Genomic DNA, 18,141 nt, shown 5'->3' on the forward strand with positions numbered 1-18,141 from the left:
GAAGCAGGAGCAGCGAGGACGCAACTGTTCTTGCAAATATCTCTATCTTGCCACAATACTACATTACCGGTCAGTGTTTTTCGTCATAGCGTGCAGGGCCGCCCCCAGGGCCTGCGCCTCGAGGACGCGGCGCGCCGTGCTCAGCCAGGCGGCCAGGTCGAGCAGGGCGCTGGCGCGCTCGCTCATCGGCGCGTCCTCCCGGGCCAGGGTCTGGAACAGGCGGCCGGCCTGGTGCCAGCCGAGCAGTTCGCCGCGTTGCTGCAAGGCGCGTCCGCGTTCCAGCAGTTCGCGCCCGCTCATGCTCAAGCCGATTTTTTGCACCTGCGCCAGCCAGGCGCAGCCTTCGTCGAGCCAGTCCGGCAATGTCATCGTTGTTTCTCCTTGCTGGCGCGCAGCCATGGCACGCTCAGGTCGCGCCATGCCGCATTGTCGTTCCAGCGTACGCTGATCGGATGCAGCAACAGTTCGCCGCCCTCGATGCGCAGGGTGCCGAACAGCGCGGCGATGCGCAATCCGGCCTGTTGCGCCTTGTACAGTTCCTGATAGACCGTGCCGTCGAAGCCGCCTTGGAGGCGCAGCCGGTTACCGACCGCGTCGTACACCGGCATCGACCAGGCGCCGCTGTTGCGCTCGCCCTGCAGCGGCGCCTGCTCCGTGATGGCGATGCAGCAGGCGGCCGGCGCGGCCAGGCGCCACGGATCGTCGCGCAGGGCGGCGGCCATGCGCGCGATCACGGGCGCCAGGTCGTCCAGAATGGGCAGGCGCACTTTGCCGTCCAGCGCGCGCAGGCGCGTGCCATCGCGGCCCGACAACCTGCCATTGCCGCTGACCCAGCCCGGCGCCAGCATGCACGGCGAGGCCAGCATGGCTTTGACGGCCAGGCCGCCCAGGTCCGCGTGCGCCAGCGCCTGGTCCGGGTCCCACTCGGGCGCCAGCGCTTGCTGGCGCACCTCCGACCAGACCAGATAGCCCTGGCGCGCCGGCGCCCAGAAGTGCACCGAAAAGCCGTGATGGCCGCCCGCCGTACCCCAGCGTTCCACGCCGGCGCAATGCAGTTCGAGTTCGCCCACCGCGCCATAGCCGCGCCGGTGCACGCCGGTCAGCTCGCGCAAAGGGCGTGGCGGCGGCGTCGCTTGCAAACCGCGCAGCAGCATCCACAGCGCTGCCAGCGCATCCTGCGCGCCAGGGCGGTCTTGCCGCAGCAAGGCCACCAGCTGCTGCAAGGCGGCGCACACGCGCGGCATCTGCGCTTGTTTGAGCTCCACCGCCAGTGCCTCGCCCTGGTCCAGGAACGCCTGGCCGCTGCCCGACCATCCCTGGATCACCAGCGATTCCACCCAGCCGCGCAGATGGCGCAGGCGCTCGGCCGCATCAGGGTCGAGCGCCACCGGCGGCAGCGGCGGAATCGGGCGGCCGGCCGCGCGCCTGGCTTGCAGCACCACCAGCGCGCGGTGTACGCAAGCCGGCTTGCGGCAGCTGCACAGGGCCCCCGCCAGTCCGCCCACCGCCGGCAGGCGCACCACCACGGTTTCGGCCAGCTCCAGCGTGCCGGTGATCGACCCGGCCTCGTTTTCCAGTTCGGCTTCGATGTCGTTGGCCAGCCACTGCAAGCCCTTGCGCAGCGCCGCCGCACCCAGCATCGGGGCCAGCATGGCGCACTCGGCCAGCAGCCAGTCGGCCGGCGCGGGAGCGTCATCGAGCGCGTCATCAGGCAGGTGCTGACGCAAACCGAGCAAAAACGCGCACAGGTGATGGCAGGTCACCTGCGCCGGACAGTCGCAGCGCGCGTGCTCGAAGCCGACCCGGCCAATATGCTGGGTAAAGCCTTCGATGCGCGCCGTGGCCTCGGCGGCGCCGGTGCTCCACTGGGCGCCGGCGCCGTCGGCCAGCACTTTCAGGCCGCGCCGCACCAGGCCCTTGTTGGCCCAGGCGGCCACGCTGTCTTCATCCAGACTGCGGATCCAGTCGAACAAGGGGGGCGTCACGATCGCATCCTCTTGGCCAGCCAGTCGATCAGCGTGTCCGGCGTCATGGCCGCCGCCTCGGCGCCGCAGGCCAGCATCAGGCGCGCCGTTTCGCGGTCGTAATCGGGTTCTGCCTGGCGGTCGAGCGCTGCCAGCACCAGCACGGTCACGCCGCTGCGGGTGAGCGCCGCCGTTTCGCGCAGCAGGGGCGCGCGCGTGCCGCCTTCGTACAGGTCGCTGATCAGTACCACCACGCTGCGCCGGGGCGTGTCGATCTGCCCGCGCGCGCACGCCAGCGCCGCGCCGATGTTGGTGCCGCCGCCGATCTGCACCGACATCAGCAGTTTTTCAGGCGCGTGCAACTGGCTGCTGGCATCCGTCACATCGTCGGCGAACAGCAGCATGCGCGTGCGCACCGCCCGCAGGCGCGCGAAAATGCTGGCCATGACGGCGCTGTGGATCACCGATTCCGACATCGAACCGCTCTGGTCGACCACGACCCACAAATGCCAGGGCAGGCGCTGCTCGTGGCGGCGCTTGAAAAACAGCCGTTCCAGCACCAGCTCACCGGTGGCGGGCTGATAGTGACGCAGGTTGTGGCGCATGGTGTGCGGCCAGTCGAGGTCCGACAGGCGTGGTTTTCCTCCGCGCGCATGGTGCTGGCGGCGCGCCGCGAAGGCGTTCAGCGCGCGCGGCGCCAGCCTTGCTTCCAGCTCGGCCACCACCGTGGCGACAATCTCCTGCGCCTTGGCCAGCACCGGCGCCGGCAGCATGTGGCGCAGGCCGAGCAGGATGCGCACCAGGTCCATGCTGGGCGCCACCGCATCGAGCACGGCGGGGTCGGTCAGCAGGCCGTGCAACTGGTAGCGTTCGAGCGCGTCGCGTTGCAGCACCTCGGCCGCCGTCTGCGGGAACAGCGTGCGTACCTTGCCCAGCCAGCGCACCGCCGCCGGATCGGCAATGCCGGTGCCGCCGCTGCGGTCGTGTGGATCGGCGTCCTGTTCGCGGTCGTACAAAAAGCCCAGCGCCTGGTCGCGCTGGTTGTCGGTGGCGTCGAGCAGCGTCCCGCGCAAGCCGTCTTCGGCCGCCGCGCCCAGCACCAGGCGCCAGCGGCGCAAGGTGTCGGCATCGAGTGCGCGTTCGCTCATGGAGCGACTCCCCAGCGCTGCATGATGCCGGCCACCTGCTCCAGGCACAGGCGGCTCTGGTGCAGCGTGTCCATGTCGGGAACGCGCGCGCCGGCCAGGTCCAGGGCCTGCGACGGGCCGCCCAGCACGTGCGCCAGTTGATCGGTCTCGCGCCGCGACAATTGCGAAAACGCCAGCCGCATCGACGGCAGCGCACTCAAAAAGTCGTCTTCGCTCCAGCTTGCGAGCACGGCGCTCAACTGCCCCAGATGCTGCGGGCTGGCCAGCATCGAGCTGCTGGCGATGCGCAGGAAACCCTGCATATAATCGGCAATCGCTTGCGGCGCCATGTGGGCGAGCGCGAAGGTGGCGGCCAGCGCCGCGCTGGTCTGGGCTGGCGTCCAGCTGCCCGACACGGTCAGGATGGCGGCCGCGCCGCCGCGCACCTGGGGCGCTGCCTCGCCCGCGTGCAGGCTGGCGCAGGCGTCGTAGAACAGCGGCGCGTCGGCCCATGGCGCCTGGCGCCGGATCATGCCGTGCAGGTCGTCGAGCGCGGCCAGCATGGCGTGCGCGCGCGCCGCATCGCTCATGCCCAGCCACGGCAGGCGGATGCAGGTCTGGCTGAAGCCCCTTTCCAGCAGCGGCAGCAGGCGCGCCATGCCGACCCCGCCGAGCGCCAGGCGCGCCTCGAAGGCCAGCGCCAGTTTGGCCGTGCCCTGGGCCAGCGCCAGCGGGTCGTAACTGTCGCCCAGCCAGCGTTCGACCCCGTCGAGGACCTTGTCGGCCACTTTGTCGAGCCCCATCGCCAGCAGGTGCAGCACCAGGTCGGCGGGCGAGCCGGCAGGCTGCGCCAGTTGTTCGAGCAGCTTGTTGACGGCGGCGTCGGCCAGGCTGGCGCCATAGCGGTTGTTTTCGGTCAGACTGGTGGCCGTTTCGGTAATCCAGCGCAGGGTCCAGATCTCGCGCACCCGGCCAAGGCCGGTGGCGTTGACGAAATCGGGGCCGGCGATGCGTTCGCCATAGGGCACGCCCAGGAAGCGCAGCTGGTGCAGGGTGTGCGAGGCGGCCCGGTGCCGCGCGTTGCGGTAGATGTCCAGGTCCTTCTTCTTGCTCTCGCCGAAACGGCTGGGGATACGGTGGCGCAGGCAGGCGGCGATGGCGTCGGCCAGCAGGGGCGCCACCGGCATGTTCGGCGGCAGGACGCCGTCCGGGCCATGCGCCAGCAGGCTGGCCAGGGCGGCGCCGAAGCTGGCAGCGTCGCCGTCCTCCTTGACCATGGTGCTGCGCAGCGATTCGCGCAGTTCGGCCAGGCCCGGACGGCAGCCGCGCAGCGCCGCCAGCCGGTGCGTCATCGACACGGCTTCGATCGCGTCCGGCAGGCTGACCGGAATGCTGTTCTCGCGCAGATTGGCGGCCAGTTCGATCGCCAGCGCCGCAAACGGCTGCTCGTAAGGCGCCGCATCGCCCGTTTGCCAGGCTTGCCACACGCGCTGGTAGTAACCCGGCGCGGGCATGCCGGCGCCGTAGCGCTGCGAGCGTTCGAAGCGCTCCAGTGGATACGCGATCAGATGCACGCCGGCTTCCTGCGCCGCTGGTGTATCGATTGGCGCAGGCGCATCGAGCAAGGCGCTGATGCCGGCCACATGGTAGGCGCCGCACACGACCAGGCAGCGCTCGCCGAGCGCCAGCGCTTCCTTGACCCTGGCCGCCATGTGGGCTTCGCGCGCTGTGTTGTCGGCGTCCGTGTCGTGGCCGGCGCGCAGCAGTTCGCCGAAAACGAGCACGGATGCAAAATAGGCGTACGCGCCTGGCGCGTCCAGGCCGGACTCGAAATGGCGTTCCCACCAGGCGTCAAAATCCTGGCAGCTGCTCTGCGCGATCAGTGCCGCGATCACGCTGGTACGCGGTTCGTCGGCCAGGGTGGGCTCGGGCGCGCGCGCAAAATAGGCGCTGTTGGCGCTATCGGCCGCGCGGGTGGCGAACGGCAGGTCGATGAAGCTGGCCCCAATGCGCAGGCGCGCCGCTTCGCGCAGGGCCACCCATTCGGGCGAAAACGCCGTCAGCGGCACATAGGCGCGGCAGCGCAGTGCATCCTCGCCGGCCACCGTGTGCAGGTACGCCGCCAGCGGGGCCCGGGTTTGCTTGTGCTGCAACAGCGGCATGAGGGCGTTCAGTTCCTGCGGTCCTTCGATCAGGATGCGCTGCGGCGCAAAGTCGGCCACCAGCTCGCGCAAATGATGGGCGCAGCGCGGGCTGTGATGGCGCACCGGGGCGAACATCAGGTCCGGTCTGGGCGAGAGCCGCTCGGCGTCACTCCTCACGGGCGCCCGCCACGAAGTCCATCCAGTCGGGCCGCAGGCTGCGTTTGCGGGCGACGATGCGCAGGTATTCGCTGAAACGGCGCCGGTCTTCCTGGTCGTCCTGGATCACGGTGCCAAGCAGGTAGCGCGCCACATGCGCCGGGCGCAGGGTGGTTTCGCCAAAATACCAGCACTGCGAGGCGGCGTCGCACACCACGCTGATCGCCTGCGCGGTCGAGAGCACCGTGCCGGGGCGTTCGATGGCGATGCCTTCCACGGCGCCGGCGCGCAGTTCGTGGAAGGCGGTCGCCAGCAGTGTCAAGACGTCGGGCGGCAGCGCCACGCCGATGTTCGCCGCCAGCAGTTCGCGTCGCACCTCGTCGCCGATCAGCGTGACCTGGGTGGCGATGCTCTCTAACGGCTGCATGGTCTCGAAGTTGAAGCGGCGCTTGAGCGCGGCCGACATCTCGTTTACGCCCCGGTCGCGCAGGTTGGCGGTGGCAATCACGTTGAAACCCGGCTGCGCCAGCAGGTAGGGATGCTGTTCTTTCAGTTCCGGGATTTGCAGCAGCCGTTCGGACAGCACCGGCACCAGGCAATCCTGCACTTCGGTGACGCAGCGGGTGATTTCTTCGAAGCGCAGCAGCTGGCCGAGCGCCATCGCACGGTGCAGCGGGCCGGGCACCAGCGAAGCCTTGCCGGGGCCGTCGCGCAGCAGCAGCGCGTAGTTCCAGCCGTAGCGGATCTGTTCTTCCACCACGCCCGCGCCGCCCTGCACCGAAATGGTGGTGTCGCCCGATATGGCGGCCGCCAGCAGTTCCGACAGCAGCGACTTGGCAGTGCCGGGTTCGCCGGCGAGCATCAGTCCGCGCTGGCCGGCCAGGGTGACGATGGCGCGTTCGACCAGCGCATCGTTGCCGTGGATTTTGCGGGTAATGGTGACGCCGCCGGCTTGCGCCGTACCGCTGCCGAGGATGAAGGTGCGCGCCGAACGCGGCGACAGGCGCCAGCCGGCCGGACGTGGGCCACTGTCGGCCTGCGCCAGCGCGTCGAGTTCGGCGGCAAAGCGCATTTCGGCGGGCAGGCGCTGGGCGGCGGGGGTGTTGTTCATGCGTGCGCTTCCTGGTTGGGTTCTTGAAAAGTCATAGAGCGATGCTTGTCTCGCATCGCTCACGCGACCCGTTTCGCTTCAAGCAGTTGCAGGTGCGACCACAAGGTGGCCAGCAGCGCTTTCGGCAGACTGGCGGGCGCGACCAGCTTGTAGTTGCCGCCGATGGCGCGCACCTCGATCCCATGCACCTCGATTGGCGCACCCAGATCCATGTAAGGCGAACAGAAGCCGTTCCCGAGCCGCACTTCCAGCTGGGCCGCCGGCAGCGCCCATTCGTGCCAGTCGATCGACGGCCCGTCGCCCACCGGCCCCTGGCGGTAGCCGCACTTGCTGGCAATCGCAGCGTAGTGTTCCTGAAACACCGTCAGGCCGGCAGGTGCCAGCAAGCGCTCGGCGGTCATCGACGCCGCAGGGGGCAGTTCGGCCGGCGCGCCGGTCTGGTCGATCAGGGGCGTGAGCTCGTAATCGGCAAAATTGCTGCGCCAGGCCTCACGCTCTCCCGCGCGCGCGGTGGCGGGATGCCACAGGGTCACTTGCGCATCGGGCGGCAAGGTAAATACCTCATCGTCCGCTTGTAGCAGGGAAAAGTCTTCGGCGATACGGAAACTGGCGCCGCCATCCCCCTGGGTTTGCCAGATCAGGCTGCGGCCCATGATCTTGAGCAGCGGATGATCGAGGAACAGCTGGGTCCAGCGCGGCGCGCTCCAGCTCCTGCCGGTCACGAACGCGGCCAGCATGCGCGGTGCCTGGAGCCTGGCAACCGCTTTCAGGCTGGCGGAGAGGATCTTGAATTGGCTGGCGGCCGCTTCCCATGCCTCTTTCAGGCTGTCGTCCTTGTTGGCAGGCAGCGATTTCGAGGTCTTGCCTTTGGCGTCGACCAGGCGCAGGCTCAGGTCGCCCTGCAACACCACCTGGTAGCTTTGCGCACCGACCATCAAGCTAATGCCCTGGCCGAGCCCGAAATCCGGGGTGAGCTCGTCGAGCAGGTCGCCCAGGCTCAGCTTGCGCCGCTTGGCGGCCGCGCGCAAGGCGTGGGCGGCGGCGTCGACCACCATGCCTTTTACCTTGCGCGACTCGGAAATTTCCAACACGCGGGCCAGCGCGTAGGGCGAATCGATCAGCTCAAGTTGCTCTACGGCCACTACCGCGCGCTGTTTCCTGGTTTTGCCCCAGGCGAATACCGTCGCACTGAGCAGGTCGACGATGCGGTCGTCCGCGCCGCTGGCGGCCAGGCGCAGCATCCAGCGCAGTTTCGGCTCGCCATCGTTGCCGATCCAGGTTTCGGCCAGGCGCTGGGACAGGCGCGCGCGGTTCTCGGGCGACAGTTGGGCCAGCAAGTCCGTGGCCAGCGGCGGCAGGGCCTCGGTACTGGTCGCGGCCAGGTGCAGGGCGGTGCGCGCCGCGTGCGGCGAGAGCGGCTGGAACAGGGCCAGGGTCTCGGCATTGTCGACCTGGGCGATGGCGACCGACAGGCGCTTGATGGCGGCCGCCTCGAATTCAATCCGCTCCAGTTCGCTTGTAAACGGGGCGGCTGGCGCTGGCGCGCGCGCCGCGACGATTGCCGCCGCGCCGGCCTCGGCCGCCTCCATGCTCGCCAGCAGCGGCGCGGCGCCGGTCTTGTCGGGGTGCGCTTGCAGGATATCCTTGCACACCTTGCGCAGGTTCTTGTTGCGGATTGCCAGCCAGCCGGACCCGGCAATGTCGTCAATGGCCAGCTTTTTGGCGGCCTTGACCATCGCCGCGCCAAGCGCTTTCGAGGTGCTCCTGGCGATGACCGTGCCCAGCACCGGCAGCAGGGTGCGCACGATGTCCGTGGTCAGCAGCGGAAGGATTTTTTCCATGCTGGCGCCCGGGATGGTCAGCGCCAGCTCGGGCTGGCGCGAGAGCATCGGACGCAGGACGTCGCGATAGTCGTCCAGCGCGTAACTCCGTTCCAGCATCGTCGGCAGCAGCGCCGGTAGCAAGCCCGGAGTTTGCTTTTGCCAGATCAGGCTGGCGACCCTGCCCGAAAACAGATAGCTTTTCTCGACCATCAAGGTGGCAAACAGCGGCTGGTTGTCAGCCATGAGCTGATCGATCGCCTTGAGGAAAACCGGCTGGTCGCTCTTGTCGCCGCGGTACAAGGTATCCAGTAGTGTTTCCGCCATCGCCAGCCGGAGTTCCCGCGTGGCGTGCGGCCAGCGCCACAGGATGAGCGCGGGATCGCCAATGTCTTGCTGGTGCTTGTCGAAACGCTCCGGGTGACCATGAAAGAACGCGTGCCAGGCCAGCCAGCGTGTCCGTCGCGGCTGGTCGTCGCTGCGATGCCTGTGCAGCCAGATCGCGTCATCGAAGTAGCGCTCGTCCTGGGATGCGTAGGCGACCAGGTCCGCAGGATCGCTCAGGCAGCGCATCAGGCGGCTCCGGTTGCGGTCGAAGTCATCCTGGGCGGTGCCGTTCAGCGCGCGCAGTTCCTGGTTCCATGCGAGCAGGCTGAGCGCTTCATCGCGCGGCATGCCGTCGTACGGCAGCAGTTCGATGATGTTATCGAGCACGAATGTGGCGGCGTCTTCGAGGCTGCCGGCTCCGCTACCGGCCACCGCGGCGGCGATCAGCGTGGTGCAAATCGCGCGCAATTCATGCGAGAACGCGGCGTCGCGCTGGCGCGCCTGCGGGTACGGTTCTGGAAACTGGATATGGCGCGGCGCGGTCAGGCGGAAAAAGCGCAGCCACAATGGGCTACTCCGGCGCCAGACGGCGTGTTCCGGCTCGACCTGGACCAGCTTTTTCAAGACGTAACGGTCGCATTGCTGGATGAAGTCGATCACTTCCTGCTCGCGGCCGTTCTCGAAACGCTCGCCGATCTCCCTGGCCAGCGCATCTTCGCCATAGGCTTTGATGCCGATCTCGTTCAGTGGTTTTGTGGAAAGGAGGGTATCGTTCACGGTCTGTTCTTGTTCGTTCATGAACTTGGTCTATTGCTTGCGTTTGGCGTCAAGTAACTGTAAATGCGACCACAAGGTGGCCAGCAACGGCACGGGCAGGCTCGCTGGCGGCACGGTCGCGCCGGTGCCGGTGTTCCATATCCTGATCCCGTGGACATCGATAGGCTTGCCGAGTTCCATCATCGGCGAGCAGTAACCGTTTTCCAGATGCACCGCCAGCTGCGCCGCCGGCAGATGCCATTCGTGCCAGTCGATTGACGGCCCGTCGTTCACCGGCCCCTTGCGGTAGCCGCAGCGGGTCAGGGTCGCCGCCAGCTGTTCCTGCAGCACGCTCAGGCCGGCCGGCGCCAGCACGTGCTCGGCGCTCATCGACGCCTCGGGCGGCAGGGCGGCCGGCGCGCCGATCTGGTCGATCAGGGCCACGATCTCGTAATCGGCAAAATTGCTGCGCCAGGCCTCGGCTTCGCCGGCGAGCGCGGTCGCCGGATGCCACAGACTGAGCTGCGCATCGGGCGCCAAGGTAAGCACGTCGTCGTTCGCTTGGAGCAGAGAAAAATCTTCGGCGATGCGAAAGCTCACCGGATGCTCGCCCCGGATCTGCCAGATCAGGCTGCGGCCCATGATTCTCAGCACTGCGTGATCGAGGAACAGCTGGGTCCAGCGCGGTGCGCTCCAGGTCTTGGCGGTGACCAGCGCGGCCAGCATGCGCGGCGCTTGCAGCCTGGCCACCGCTTTCAGGCTGGCGCTGACGGTCTTGAACTGGCCGCTGGCGATTTCCCAGGCTTCACGGGTGGCGTCATCCTTGTTGGCGGGCAGCGTTTTCGATACCTTGCCTTTGGCATCGACCAGGCGCAGGCTCAGGTCGCCCTGGAGGACGACGCGGTAACTGGCCTCGCCCACCGTGAGCGAGATGCCCTGGCCCAGGCCGAAGTCCGGGGTCAGCTCGTCGAGCAGTTCGGCCAGGGCCAGTTTGCGCCGCGCGGCGGCCGCCTTGAGCGCGTCGAGCGCGGCCTCGGGAATCATGCCCTTGACCTTTTTCGACTCCGAGATTTCCAGCACCCGCGCCAGCGCATACAGCGAATCGACGCCCGCCAGTTGCTCGACGGCGATCACGGCGCGCTGTTTGCGCGTCTTGGCCCAGCTGAACACCGTTTCGCTGAGCAGGTCGACGATGCGGTCGTCCGCCCCTTTCAGGGCCAGTTGCAGCACAAAGCGCAGCTTGGGATTGCCCTCGCTGCCAATCCACAATTGCACCAGATGCAGCGCCAGGCGCGCGCGCGCTTCAACCGGCAGTTGCGCCAGCAGGGCACCGGCCAGCGGCGGCAAGCCGTCTTCGGCGGTGGCGGCCAGGTGCAGCGCGGCGCGCGCGGCGTGTTCGGACAAGGGCTGGAACAGCGCCAGGGTGTGCGGCGTGTCGAGCGGCTTGATGGCCGCCGACCAGCGCTTGATGCCGGCCGCTTGCGTTTCCAGGCGTGCCAGTGCGGCCTCGCCGGTCTGCGGTTCGGACGACGGCGTGCCCTGGGCCAGGTGCGCCTCGACCGAACTGGCCGTTGCCGCGTCGAGCTGGCCGGCGGCGAGCATGTCCGCTAACAAAGGACTGGCGCTGGCCTGGTCCGGATGGGCCATGAGCAGGTCCTTGCAGGCCAGGCGCAGGTTCTTGTTGCGCACCTTCAGCCAGCCGGCCTGGACGATATCGGCGATGGCCAGCGATTTGCCCGCCTCGGCGATGGCGTCGCGCAGCGATTTCGAGGCGCTTTTGCCGATCAGGGTGCCCACGTCCGGCAGGACGGTGCGCAGCAGGTCCGTGCCCAGCAGCGGGATCAGCTGGTCCAGGTTGGCCGGTACCGCGCTTTGAATCAGGTCGGGCCGGCTGGAGAGAATCTCCAGCACCAGCTCGCGGTATTGCCCCACCGAATTTGGGGATCCCGTCATTAATGGCAGCAGGACTGGCACCAGGCCGGCGTACTGGCGCTGCCAGATCAGGGTGGCGGTGGCCAGGTTGACATTGTAGGGCCGCTCGCGCAGCGCAATGCCGAGGAAGGCTTCATCGATGCGTACCAGTTGATCGATGGTCTCGGCGACATACGCCTGGTCGGCGCCCTCATACCAGCGCATCATCTGCATCAGGCTGGCGAGCATGTCGCCGCGCAGTTTGGGCGCGGCGGCGTCCCAGCGCCGCAGGATCAAGCCCGGGTCGCCCAGTGCGCTGTGATGGCGGTCGATGTACTCCGGGTATTGCTGGAAGAAGTCGTGCCACGGCAACCAGCGCGTGCGCAGATCGCCGGCCTGCGCCCGGCACTTGAAGACGTGCAGCACCGTCTCGAAGTAGCGCTCCGCCGTGCCGGACAGGGCGATCAGGTCGGCCGTGTGGTCCAGTGTCTGCACCAGGTCGCTTACGATATTGTAGCCCTGGTCGTCGCTCCAGCCCGCCGCTCGGCTCAGGGCCAGGTTCCATTCGAGCAGCTTGAACACGCGCTGGCGCGGGATGCCGGGATACGCCAGGCGGTCGATAATATTGCGCATGACGAAAATGAGGGCGTCTTTCTGGGCGCCGGTGCCGGCCAGATACTGCTCGGCCAGATCGCACAGTTCGCGCGAAAAGGTGTCGTTGCGCTGCCTGCCGGCACCCCGTCCTTCGCGCAGCAGGACGCCGCGCGGCACGGTCAGCCGCGCCAGCGCCAGCCAGGTCGCCGCATCGGTTTCCCACGCAAGATTGCCGCTTGCATATCCCAGCTGATTCAAGACCGATCCGTCGCATTCCCTCAAGAAATCGAATACCTCCTGTTCGCGGCCGTTCTGCAGGCGTTGGCTGATCTCGCCGGCCAGGACCTCGCGGTTGGCATAGCTGCCGTCGATTTCGGCGAGCGGTGTTGTTGTAAGTGACATATCGGTCATGGGAGCTTTCGCTTCAGTGGGCGGCCAGCAGCGCCGTGGCGCCGGCCTGGTCGGGGTGAGTGAGCAGGATTTCGCGGCATGCCAGGCGCAGGTTTTCCTGGTCGGACGCAAACCAGCCGGCTGCGGCAAGGTCGGCCAGGTCGAGCCTGGTCGAGGCGATCACTGCGGCGGCGCGCAGCCTGGGGCACGCAGCCTGGCCGATGCGTTCTCCAAGGGCAGGCAGGACTGCGCGCAACACGTCGTTGGACAGGAGCGCGAGGGCGCCGGGCAGGTCGCCGGTAAAGATGCCGGCGAATAGTTCAGGGTGTGCGGCCAGCACGATGTTCAGCGCTGCGCCGGCGTTGGGCGCATGATATTGCGGGAAGATCCGGGGAAAAAACTCCAACAGGACATCGTGAGATTGCTGCCGCGATACAAGGCTAACGGCGAGGCCGAGGCGATGGCGTGGCAGGGAGATCGTCTGGAACAGCTTGTCTTCGTCATTCCGGATCATGGCATCGACAACCTCCGCGGCATAGTCCTGGTCGTCGCCGCCAGGCCAGGGCATTGCGCCGAGAAGGGTGTGCATCATCGAGCGGCGCAGTTGCGTCGCGCCGCTCGGCCAGCACCGCAGCATCAATCCCGGATCGGCGATGCGGTCGAGGTAGCACGCCAGGTAATCCGGATGGCGGTCGAAAAAATCGTGCCAGGGAACCCAGCGCTCGCGCTCCTGTCCGCTGCGGTTTTGATGGGCACGCATGGCCTGGCGGAACAAATATTCCGACCTGCCGGCGAGGGCGACCAGGTCGGCCGGGTCGGCCAAACACGCGAGCAGGGGGTGAAGCCAGGAATCATCTCCAGGGGCATCGGTCAGGCGCGCTGCACTGCGTATGGCCAGATGCTCATCAACCATTGCCAGCACATCGGCGCGGGCGATGCCAGGATAGCCAAGGCGCGGCGTGACGAAGTTCAGGATAAAGTCCCATGCGCTGACCAGCGCGGCAGGGTCGGTCCCGGCGCTGGCAAGCAGGTCGCGCCCGAAAGCCCGCATTTCCTCCGAAAAGGCGGCATCGCGATGCTCCATGCCATCCGCACCGAGCCACAAGATGCCGCGTTTTGCCGTCAGGCGGGCGAATACGCGCCAGGCGCCGGGATCGGTATCCCAGATGTTGCGTCTGCGGTTGCCGATGGCCAGCCAGACCAGGGCGCTGAAGTCGCATTGCGCAAGATAGTCGGCGACCTCCTGCGCGCGTCCGTCCTGGAAGCGCGTGCTGAGCTCGCGCGCAACAACGTTGTGGCCGCCATGGCTGAGACTGATCTCGTGCAGGGGCGTGGTGGAGTGGTGTAGGTCATTCATCGCCTGCTAATTTTAGCATTCTGAAAACTTCACGGCGTCTACATTTGTTTCCCCACGGCTTGTTGCCATCCGCCTGCTCAGGTGCGCGGTGGGCAGCAGGCCGGCTTGGCCACGCCGAGCGAGGGATCGCTGGGCCGCAGGTCGCAGCCGCTGCTGTCGGCGCTGACGACCAGCGGGCCGAAGGCGATTTCCACCGGCGCCAGGCGCTCGCTGCCGCGCGCCGGGTAGACCCAGTGCTTTTCAGCGACGCTGACGTGGCAGCAGAACACGGCCTTGCCCGCGCCGCCCTGTGAACTGTGCGGATAGCCATTGCGGTTGGCGATGGCGGGAATGGCGTCGTACGCGGATCGCGTCCCGGGCGCCGGGTTGCGCAGGTCGATCCCGAAGTGATCGAGGAAGGGGCGAGGGCGGCGCTGGCCCGGCGTTTCGCGCAGGTCGTCCTGGGCCACGGCGATCGACGAGAAGATTAGGTTCATTCCGCTCGGGAAAGCGAACTTGATGTAGCCATCCTTCTCGTTGTCGACCACGGCGCCGCCGGCCAGCAAGGCGGCGCGCGGCAGGCTGGCCGTGTCGTCCACCTTGATATGCACGTGCATGCAGTCGGCCACGTCGAGCGCGGCGCGGAACGGTGACGCGGCGTCGAACGTGGCGATGACTTCAGCGGAAGCGTCATGCTCGAGAAGCCCGAGGGCGTGGGCATTGGCGAGGGTTTCCTGGACTTGGTCGCGCGACAGCATGATTTCTCCTGACAATAGGCGGAATTGGCCTGGGAAGTATGCGTACACATGTCCGAAAGGTCAACTCGCGCCCCGCAGCCGGGGACAGTGAGATCAGCGCTGCGGGTCTTTAGCCGAAAGCATCAATCCCACTCTGGCGCCAGCCCGGCAGGACTGACTTCGCGGCCGTTGCGCTCGAGTGAGGCGATCCGGGCCATGTCGTCCGCAGTCAGGCGCAAGGCCTGTGCCTTCAGATTGCTTTCCAGGTTCTCGCGCCGGGTTGACGACGGGATCACCGCGTAGCCAAGTTGCAGTGCCCAGGCAAGCGCCACCTGGGCCGGCGTCGCTTGGTGGCGGCTGGCGATCGTCGTGATCACCGGGTCGGTCAGCACCTTGCCGTAGGCCAGCGTCATATAGGAGGTGACGGGAATGTGCTGTTCCTGCAGGTATGCGACGAGCTTGCGGTTTTGCAGGTAGGGACTCAGTTCGATCTGGTTGGTGGCGATGGCGTCCTTGCCGACGGCGCCGATGGCGTGCTCCATATCGGCAATGTTAAAGTTGGAAACGCCGATCTGGCGCGTCAACCCCTGCTGGCGGGCGCGCGCCAGGGTCGATACTGCCGCCGCGACCGGAACGCCTTTGCCTGGCGCGGGCCAGTGGATGAGGGTCAGGTCGACGGCGTCGAGGCGCAATTTGTCCAGGCTTTCTTGCAGGCTGAGAATCAGTTTATCGTCGGCATAGTTGTCGACCCAGACCTTGGTGGTGATGAACAGTTCGCTGCGCGGCACGCCCGAGTCGGCGATCGCCTGGCCAACCTCGGCCTCATTGCCGTAGATCTGCGCGGTATCGATGGCGCGGTAGCCCAGTTCGAGCGCGTTGCGCACGGAATCGATGACGACTTGCCCTTGCAGGCGAAAGGTGCCGGCGCCAAAAGTCGGAATGCCCATGTCAATGTCCTGGTTCGTGTTGAGAATGATTCAGTATGAGCCGAAGACGGTTGCCGACACAGTAGCGAGCGCGCATAACATCTTTGCTTCCACGGCAACAGTGAAAACCTTGCTTGCCAATGTGGTGGGGGCGTTGCCGCCAGGGAGGAGGGCGACAGCACCTTGGCTGGATCGGTATGGCGGTAGTTGTCTCCTAGGCTGTGAGGGCAAAAGCGACGATAATGTGGGCTCACTCATTTGATACATTATTTTAGAATTCCCCCATGGAAATTAAGGTCAACTTTCTCGATAAGCTTCGCCTTGAAGCCAAGTTCGATGATTTCACAGTGGTCGCCGACCAGCCCATCCGCTACAAGGGCGATGGCTCCGCGCCGGGTCCGTTCGATTACTTCCTTGCCTCGTCGGCTTTGTGCGCGGCTTACTTCGTGAAGTTGTATTGCGTAACTCGCAATATTCCGACCGAAAATATCCGTCTGTCGCAGAACAATATTGTTGATCCGGAAAACCGTTATCAGCAGATTTTCAAGATCGATGTCGAGCTGCCGGCCGATATTTCCGATAAAGACCGCCAGGGCATTCTTCGCTCCATCGAGCGCTGCACGGTCAAAAAAGTGGTGCAGGCCGGTCCCGAGTTCGTGATTAACGAGGTCGATAACCTGGACGCCGATGCACAGGCCTTGCTGACCTTGATGCCGGCGACCGATGCCAGCACCTATATTGCGGGCAAGGATCTGCCCCTGGAGCAAACCATCGCCAATATGTCCGGCGTGCTGGCGGGCCTGGGCATGAAGATTGAAATCGCGTCATGGCGCAATATCGTTCCCAATGTGTGGTCGCTGCATATCCGCGACGCGCATTCGCCCATGTGTTTCACCAACGGCAAAGGCTCGACCAAGGAAAGCGCCTTGGCGTCGGCCCTGGGCGAATTCATCGAACGCCTCAATTTCAATCACTTTTACGGCGGCACGTTCTGGGGCGACGAGATCGCCAACGCGCCGTTTGTGCATTATCCCGACGAGCGCTGGTTCAAGCCTGGCCGCAAAGATGCGCTGCCGGCCGAGATTCTCGACGAATACTGCCTGGAAATCTACAATCCCGATGGCGAGCTGCGTGGCTCGCACCTGTACGACACCAATTCCGGTAATGTGGAGCGCGGTATCTGTTCGCTGCCCTACGTGCGCAAGTCGGACGGCGCGGTGGTCTATTTCCCGTCCAACCTGGTTGAAAACCTGTACGTCAGCAATGGCATGAGTGCCGGCAACACGTTGGCCGAAGCGCAGGTGCAATGCCTGTCGGAGATTTTCGAAAGGGCGGTCAAACGCGAAATCCTGGAAGGCGAAATCGCCTTGCCCGATGTGCCGCAAGAGGTGCTGGCGAAATACCCTGGCATTCTGGCCGGCATAGCCGGATTGGAAGAGCAGGGCTTTCCGGTACTGGTCAAGGACGCGTCGCTCGGCGGGGTTTACCCGGTCATGTGCGTCACCCTGATGAACCCGCGAACGGGCGGCGTGTTTGCCTCGTTCGGCGCGCATCCAAGTTTGGAAGTGGCGCTCGAGCGGAGCCTGACGGAACTGCTGCAAGGGCGCAGTTTTGAAGGCTTGAACGATTTGCCGCGACCGACCTTTGTCAGTAACGCCGTCACCGAGCCGAATAACTTTGTCGAACACTTCATCGATTCCAGCGGCATCGTGTCGTGGCGTTTTTTCAGCGCCAAGGCCGATTATCCGTTTGTCGAATGGGATTTTTGCAGCCCGGGCGCCAACGCCAATGTGGAGGAAGCCGCGACCTTGTTCGGCATCCTGGAAGACATGGGCAAAGAGGTCTACATGGCGACGTACGAAAACCTGGGCGCCGCCGCCTGCCGCATTCTGGTGCCCGGTTATTCGGAAGTCTATCCGGTCGACGATCTGGTCTGGGATAACACCAACAAGGCACTGTTGTTCCGCGCCGATATCCTGAACCTGCATGGCCTGGACGAAGCCAGCCTGGAAGCGTTGCTGGATCGTCTGGAAAATAGCGAACTGGACGAGTACGGCGACATCGCCACCCTGATCGGCATCGAGTTCGACGAGAATACGGTCTGGGGACAACTGACAACGCTGGAATTGAAGCTGCTGATCCATCTCGCATTACAGCAATTCGAGGAGACGCAAGAGCTGGTGGAAACCTTCCTGCAGTACAACGACAACACGGTCGAGCGCAGGCTGTTTTACCAGGCGTTGAACGTCGTGCTTGAGGTGCTGCTCGATGACGAACTGGAACTGGACGATTACGCCGTCAATTTCCGCCGGATGTTTGGCGATGCGCGCATGGATGCGGTCATGGGGTCGGTGGACGGCACTGTGCGGTTCTTCGGATTGACGCCAACGAGCATCAAACTGGAGGGGCTCGAGAAGCACGAGCGCCTGATTGACAGCTACAAGAAAGTGCACAGCGCCCGGGCCCGCGCTGCGGCCGCATCCGGCCAGGGCCGGCCGTAAAGAAGTCATGGCCGCATCTGTCGCATGGTGTTGCGACGGTGCGGCTTTTACCGATGGGGCGCGCGTTGCAGGAGCGTTGCGTGGAGTTCGTCGAAAACTCCTGGGCCCAGATTTAGCTCAGCAACTGTAGCGTTTCCCGCAGTGGTATGGATGCGTAGGAGGCGGTTGGGTGCGCTTAGTTCAACCGTCACCTGCGTAACTTGCGCATAGCTGGCTGAGGTGTACTGTCAATAGCGGACACTCTTGTTTCAAGCCGCCTATCGCTGTTTGCTGAAATTTTCAGCGAACAATGCAGGCGGAACATTGCCAAGGCGCGAGTGGCGCCGCTGGCGGTTATAGAA

11 protein-coding genes are annotated in these 18,141 nt (G+C 65.7%); 1 reads left to right on the forward strand and 10 read right to left on the reverse strand.

Translation table 11 applies throughout. The features are described from left to right. Nucleotides 1-63: 63 nt before the first annotated feature. From F1609_RS27220 to dkgB, 10 genes are all read right to left on the reverse strand, one after another. Nucleotides 64-369, reverse strand: coding sequence for a hypothetical protein (locus tag F1609_RS27220; RefSeq protein WP_167079931.1), 306 nt, complete (start codon nucleotides 367-369; stop codon nucleotides 64-66). Further along, entirely contained in the window at nucleotides 366-1,985 is a 1,620-nt protein-coding gene (locus F1609_RS27225) for a hypothetical protein (RefSeq protein ID WP_167079933.1), read from the reverse strand. The genes F1609_RS27220 and F1609_RS27225 overlap by 4 nt, the downstream gene beginning before the upstream one ends. Continuing rightward, nucleotides 1,982-3,112 carry a VWA domain-containing protein gene (locus F1609_RS27230; RefSeq protein ID WP_167079935.1) on the reverse strand — a complete coding sequence of 377 codons (1,131 nt, stop codon included), beginning with the start codon at nucleotides 3,110-3,112 and terminating at the stop codon, nucleotides 1,982-1,984. The genes F1609_RS27225 and F1609_RS27230 overlap by 4 nt, the downstream gene beginning before the upstream one ends. After that, a complete protein-coding gene (locus tag F1609_RS27235) occupies nucleotides 3,109-5,412 on the reverse strand; it encodes a DUF5682 family protein (RefSeq protein WP_167079937.1) in 2,304 nt (767 codons plus the stop codon). Before F1609_RS27235 ends, F1609_RS27230 begins: the two co-directional genes overlap by 4 nt. Further along, nucleotides 5,402-6,502, reverse strand: coding sequence for an ATP-binding protein (locus F1609_RS27240; protein WP_167079939.1), 1,101 nt, complete (start codon nucleotides 6,500-6,502; stop codon nucleotides 5,402-5,404). Before F1609_RS27240 ends, F1609_RS27235 begins: the two co-directional genes overlap by 11 nt. A gap of 59 nt (nucleotides 6,503-6,561) precedes the next feature. Then, complete coding sequence (locus F1609_RS27245) at nucleotides 6,562-9,447, reverse strand: DUF4132 domain-containing protein (protein ID WP_167079941.1); 2,886 nt, start codon at nucleotides 9,445-9,447, stop codon at nucleotides 6,562-6,564. A 9-nt stretch (nucleotides 9,448-9,456) separates the two neighbouring features. Continuing rightward, complete coding sequence (locus tag F1609_RS27250) at nucleotides 9,457-12,321, reverse strand: DUF4132 domain-containing protein (protein WP_167079943.1); 2,865 nt, start codon at nucleotides 12,319-12,321, stop codon at nucleotides 9,457-9,459. A 13-nt stretch (nucleotides 12,322-12,334) separates the two neighbouring features. Continuing rightward, entirely contained in the window at nucleotides 12,335-13,657 is a 1,323-nt protein-coding gene (locus tag F1609_RS27255; RefSeq protein WP_167079945.1) for a hypothetical protein, read from the reverse strand. 77 nt (nucleotides 13,658-13,734) lie between these two features. After that, the gene (locus tag F1609_RS27260) at nucleotides 13,735-14,394 is read right to left on the reverse strand and encodes a hypothetical protein (RefSeq protein WP_167079947.1); all 660 of its coding nucleotides are present in this window, start codon (nucleotides 14,392-14,394) and stop codon (nucleotides 13,735-13,737) included. 122 nt (nucleotides 14,395-14,516) lie between these two features. Further along, nucleotides 14,517-15,320 carry a 2,5-didehydrogluconate reductase DkgB gene (dkgB, locus tag F1609_RS27265; protein ID WP_167079949.1) on the reverse strand — a complete coding sequence of 268 codons (804 nt, stop codon included), beginning with the start codon at nucleotides 15,318-15,320 and terminating at the stop codon, nucleotides 14,517-14,519. Nucleotides 15,321-15,583: 263 nt separating this feature from the next. Here dkgB and F1609_RS27270 point away from each other — a divergent pair, with 263 nt between their 5' ends. After that, nucleotides 15,584-17,800: an OsmC domain/YcaO domain-containing protein gene (locus tag F1609_RS27270; protein WP_167079951.1), complete on the forward strand. Its 2,217-nt coding sequence runs from the start codon at nucleotides 15,584-15,586 to the stop codon at nucleotides 17,798-17,800. The last annotated feature ends 341 nt before the right edge of the window (nucleotides 17,801-18,141 follow it).

It is taken from the genome of Massilia aquatica (assembly GCF_011682045.1).
Taxonomy (GTDB): Bacteria; Pseudomonadota; Gammaproteobacteria; order Burkholderiales; family Burkholderiaceae_D; genus Telluria_A; species Telluria_A aquatica.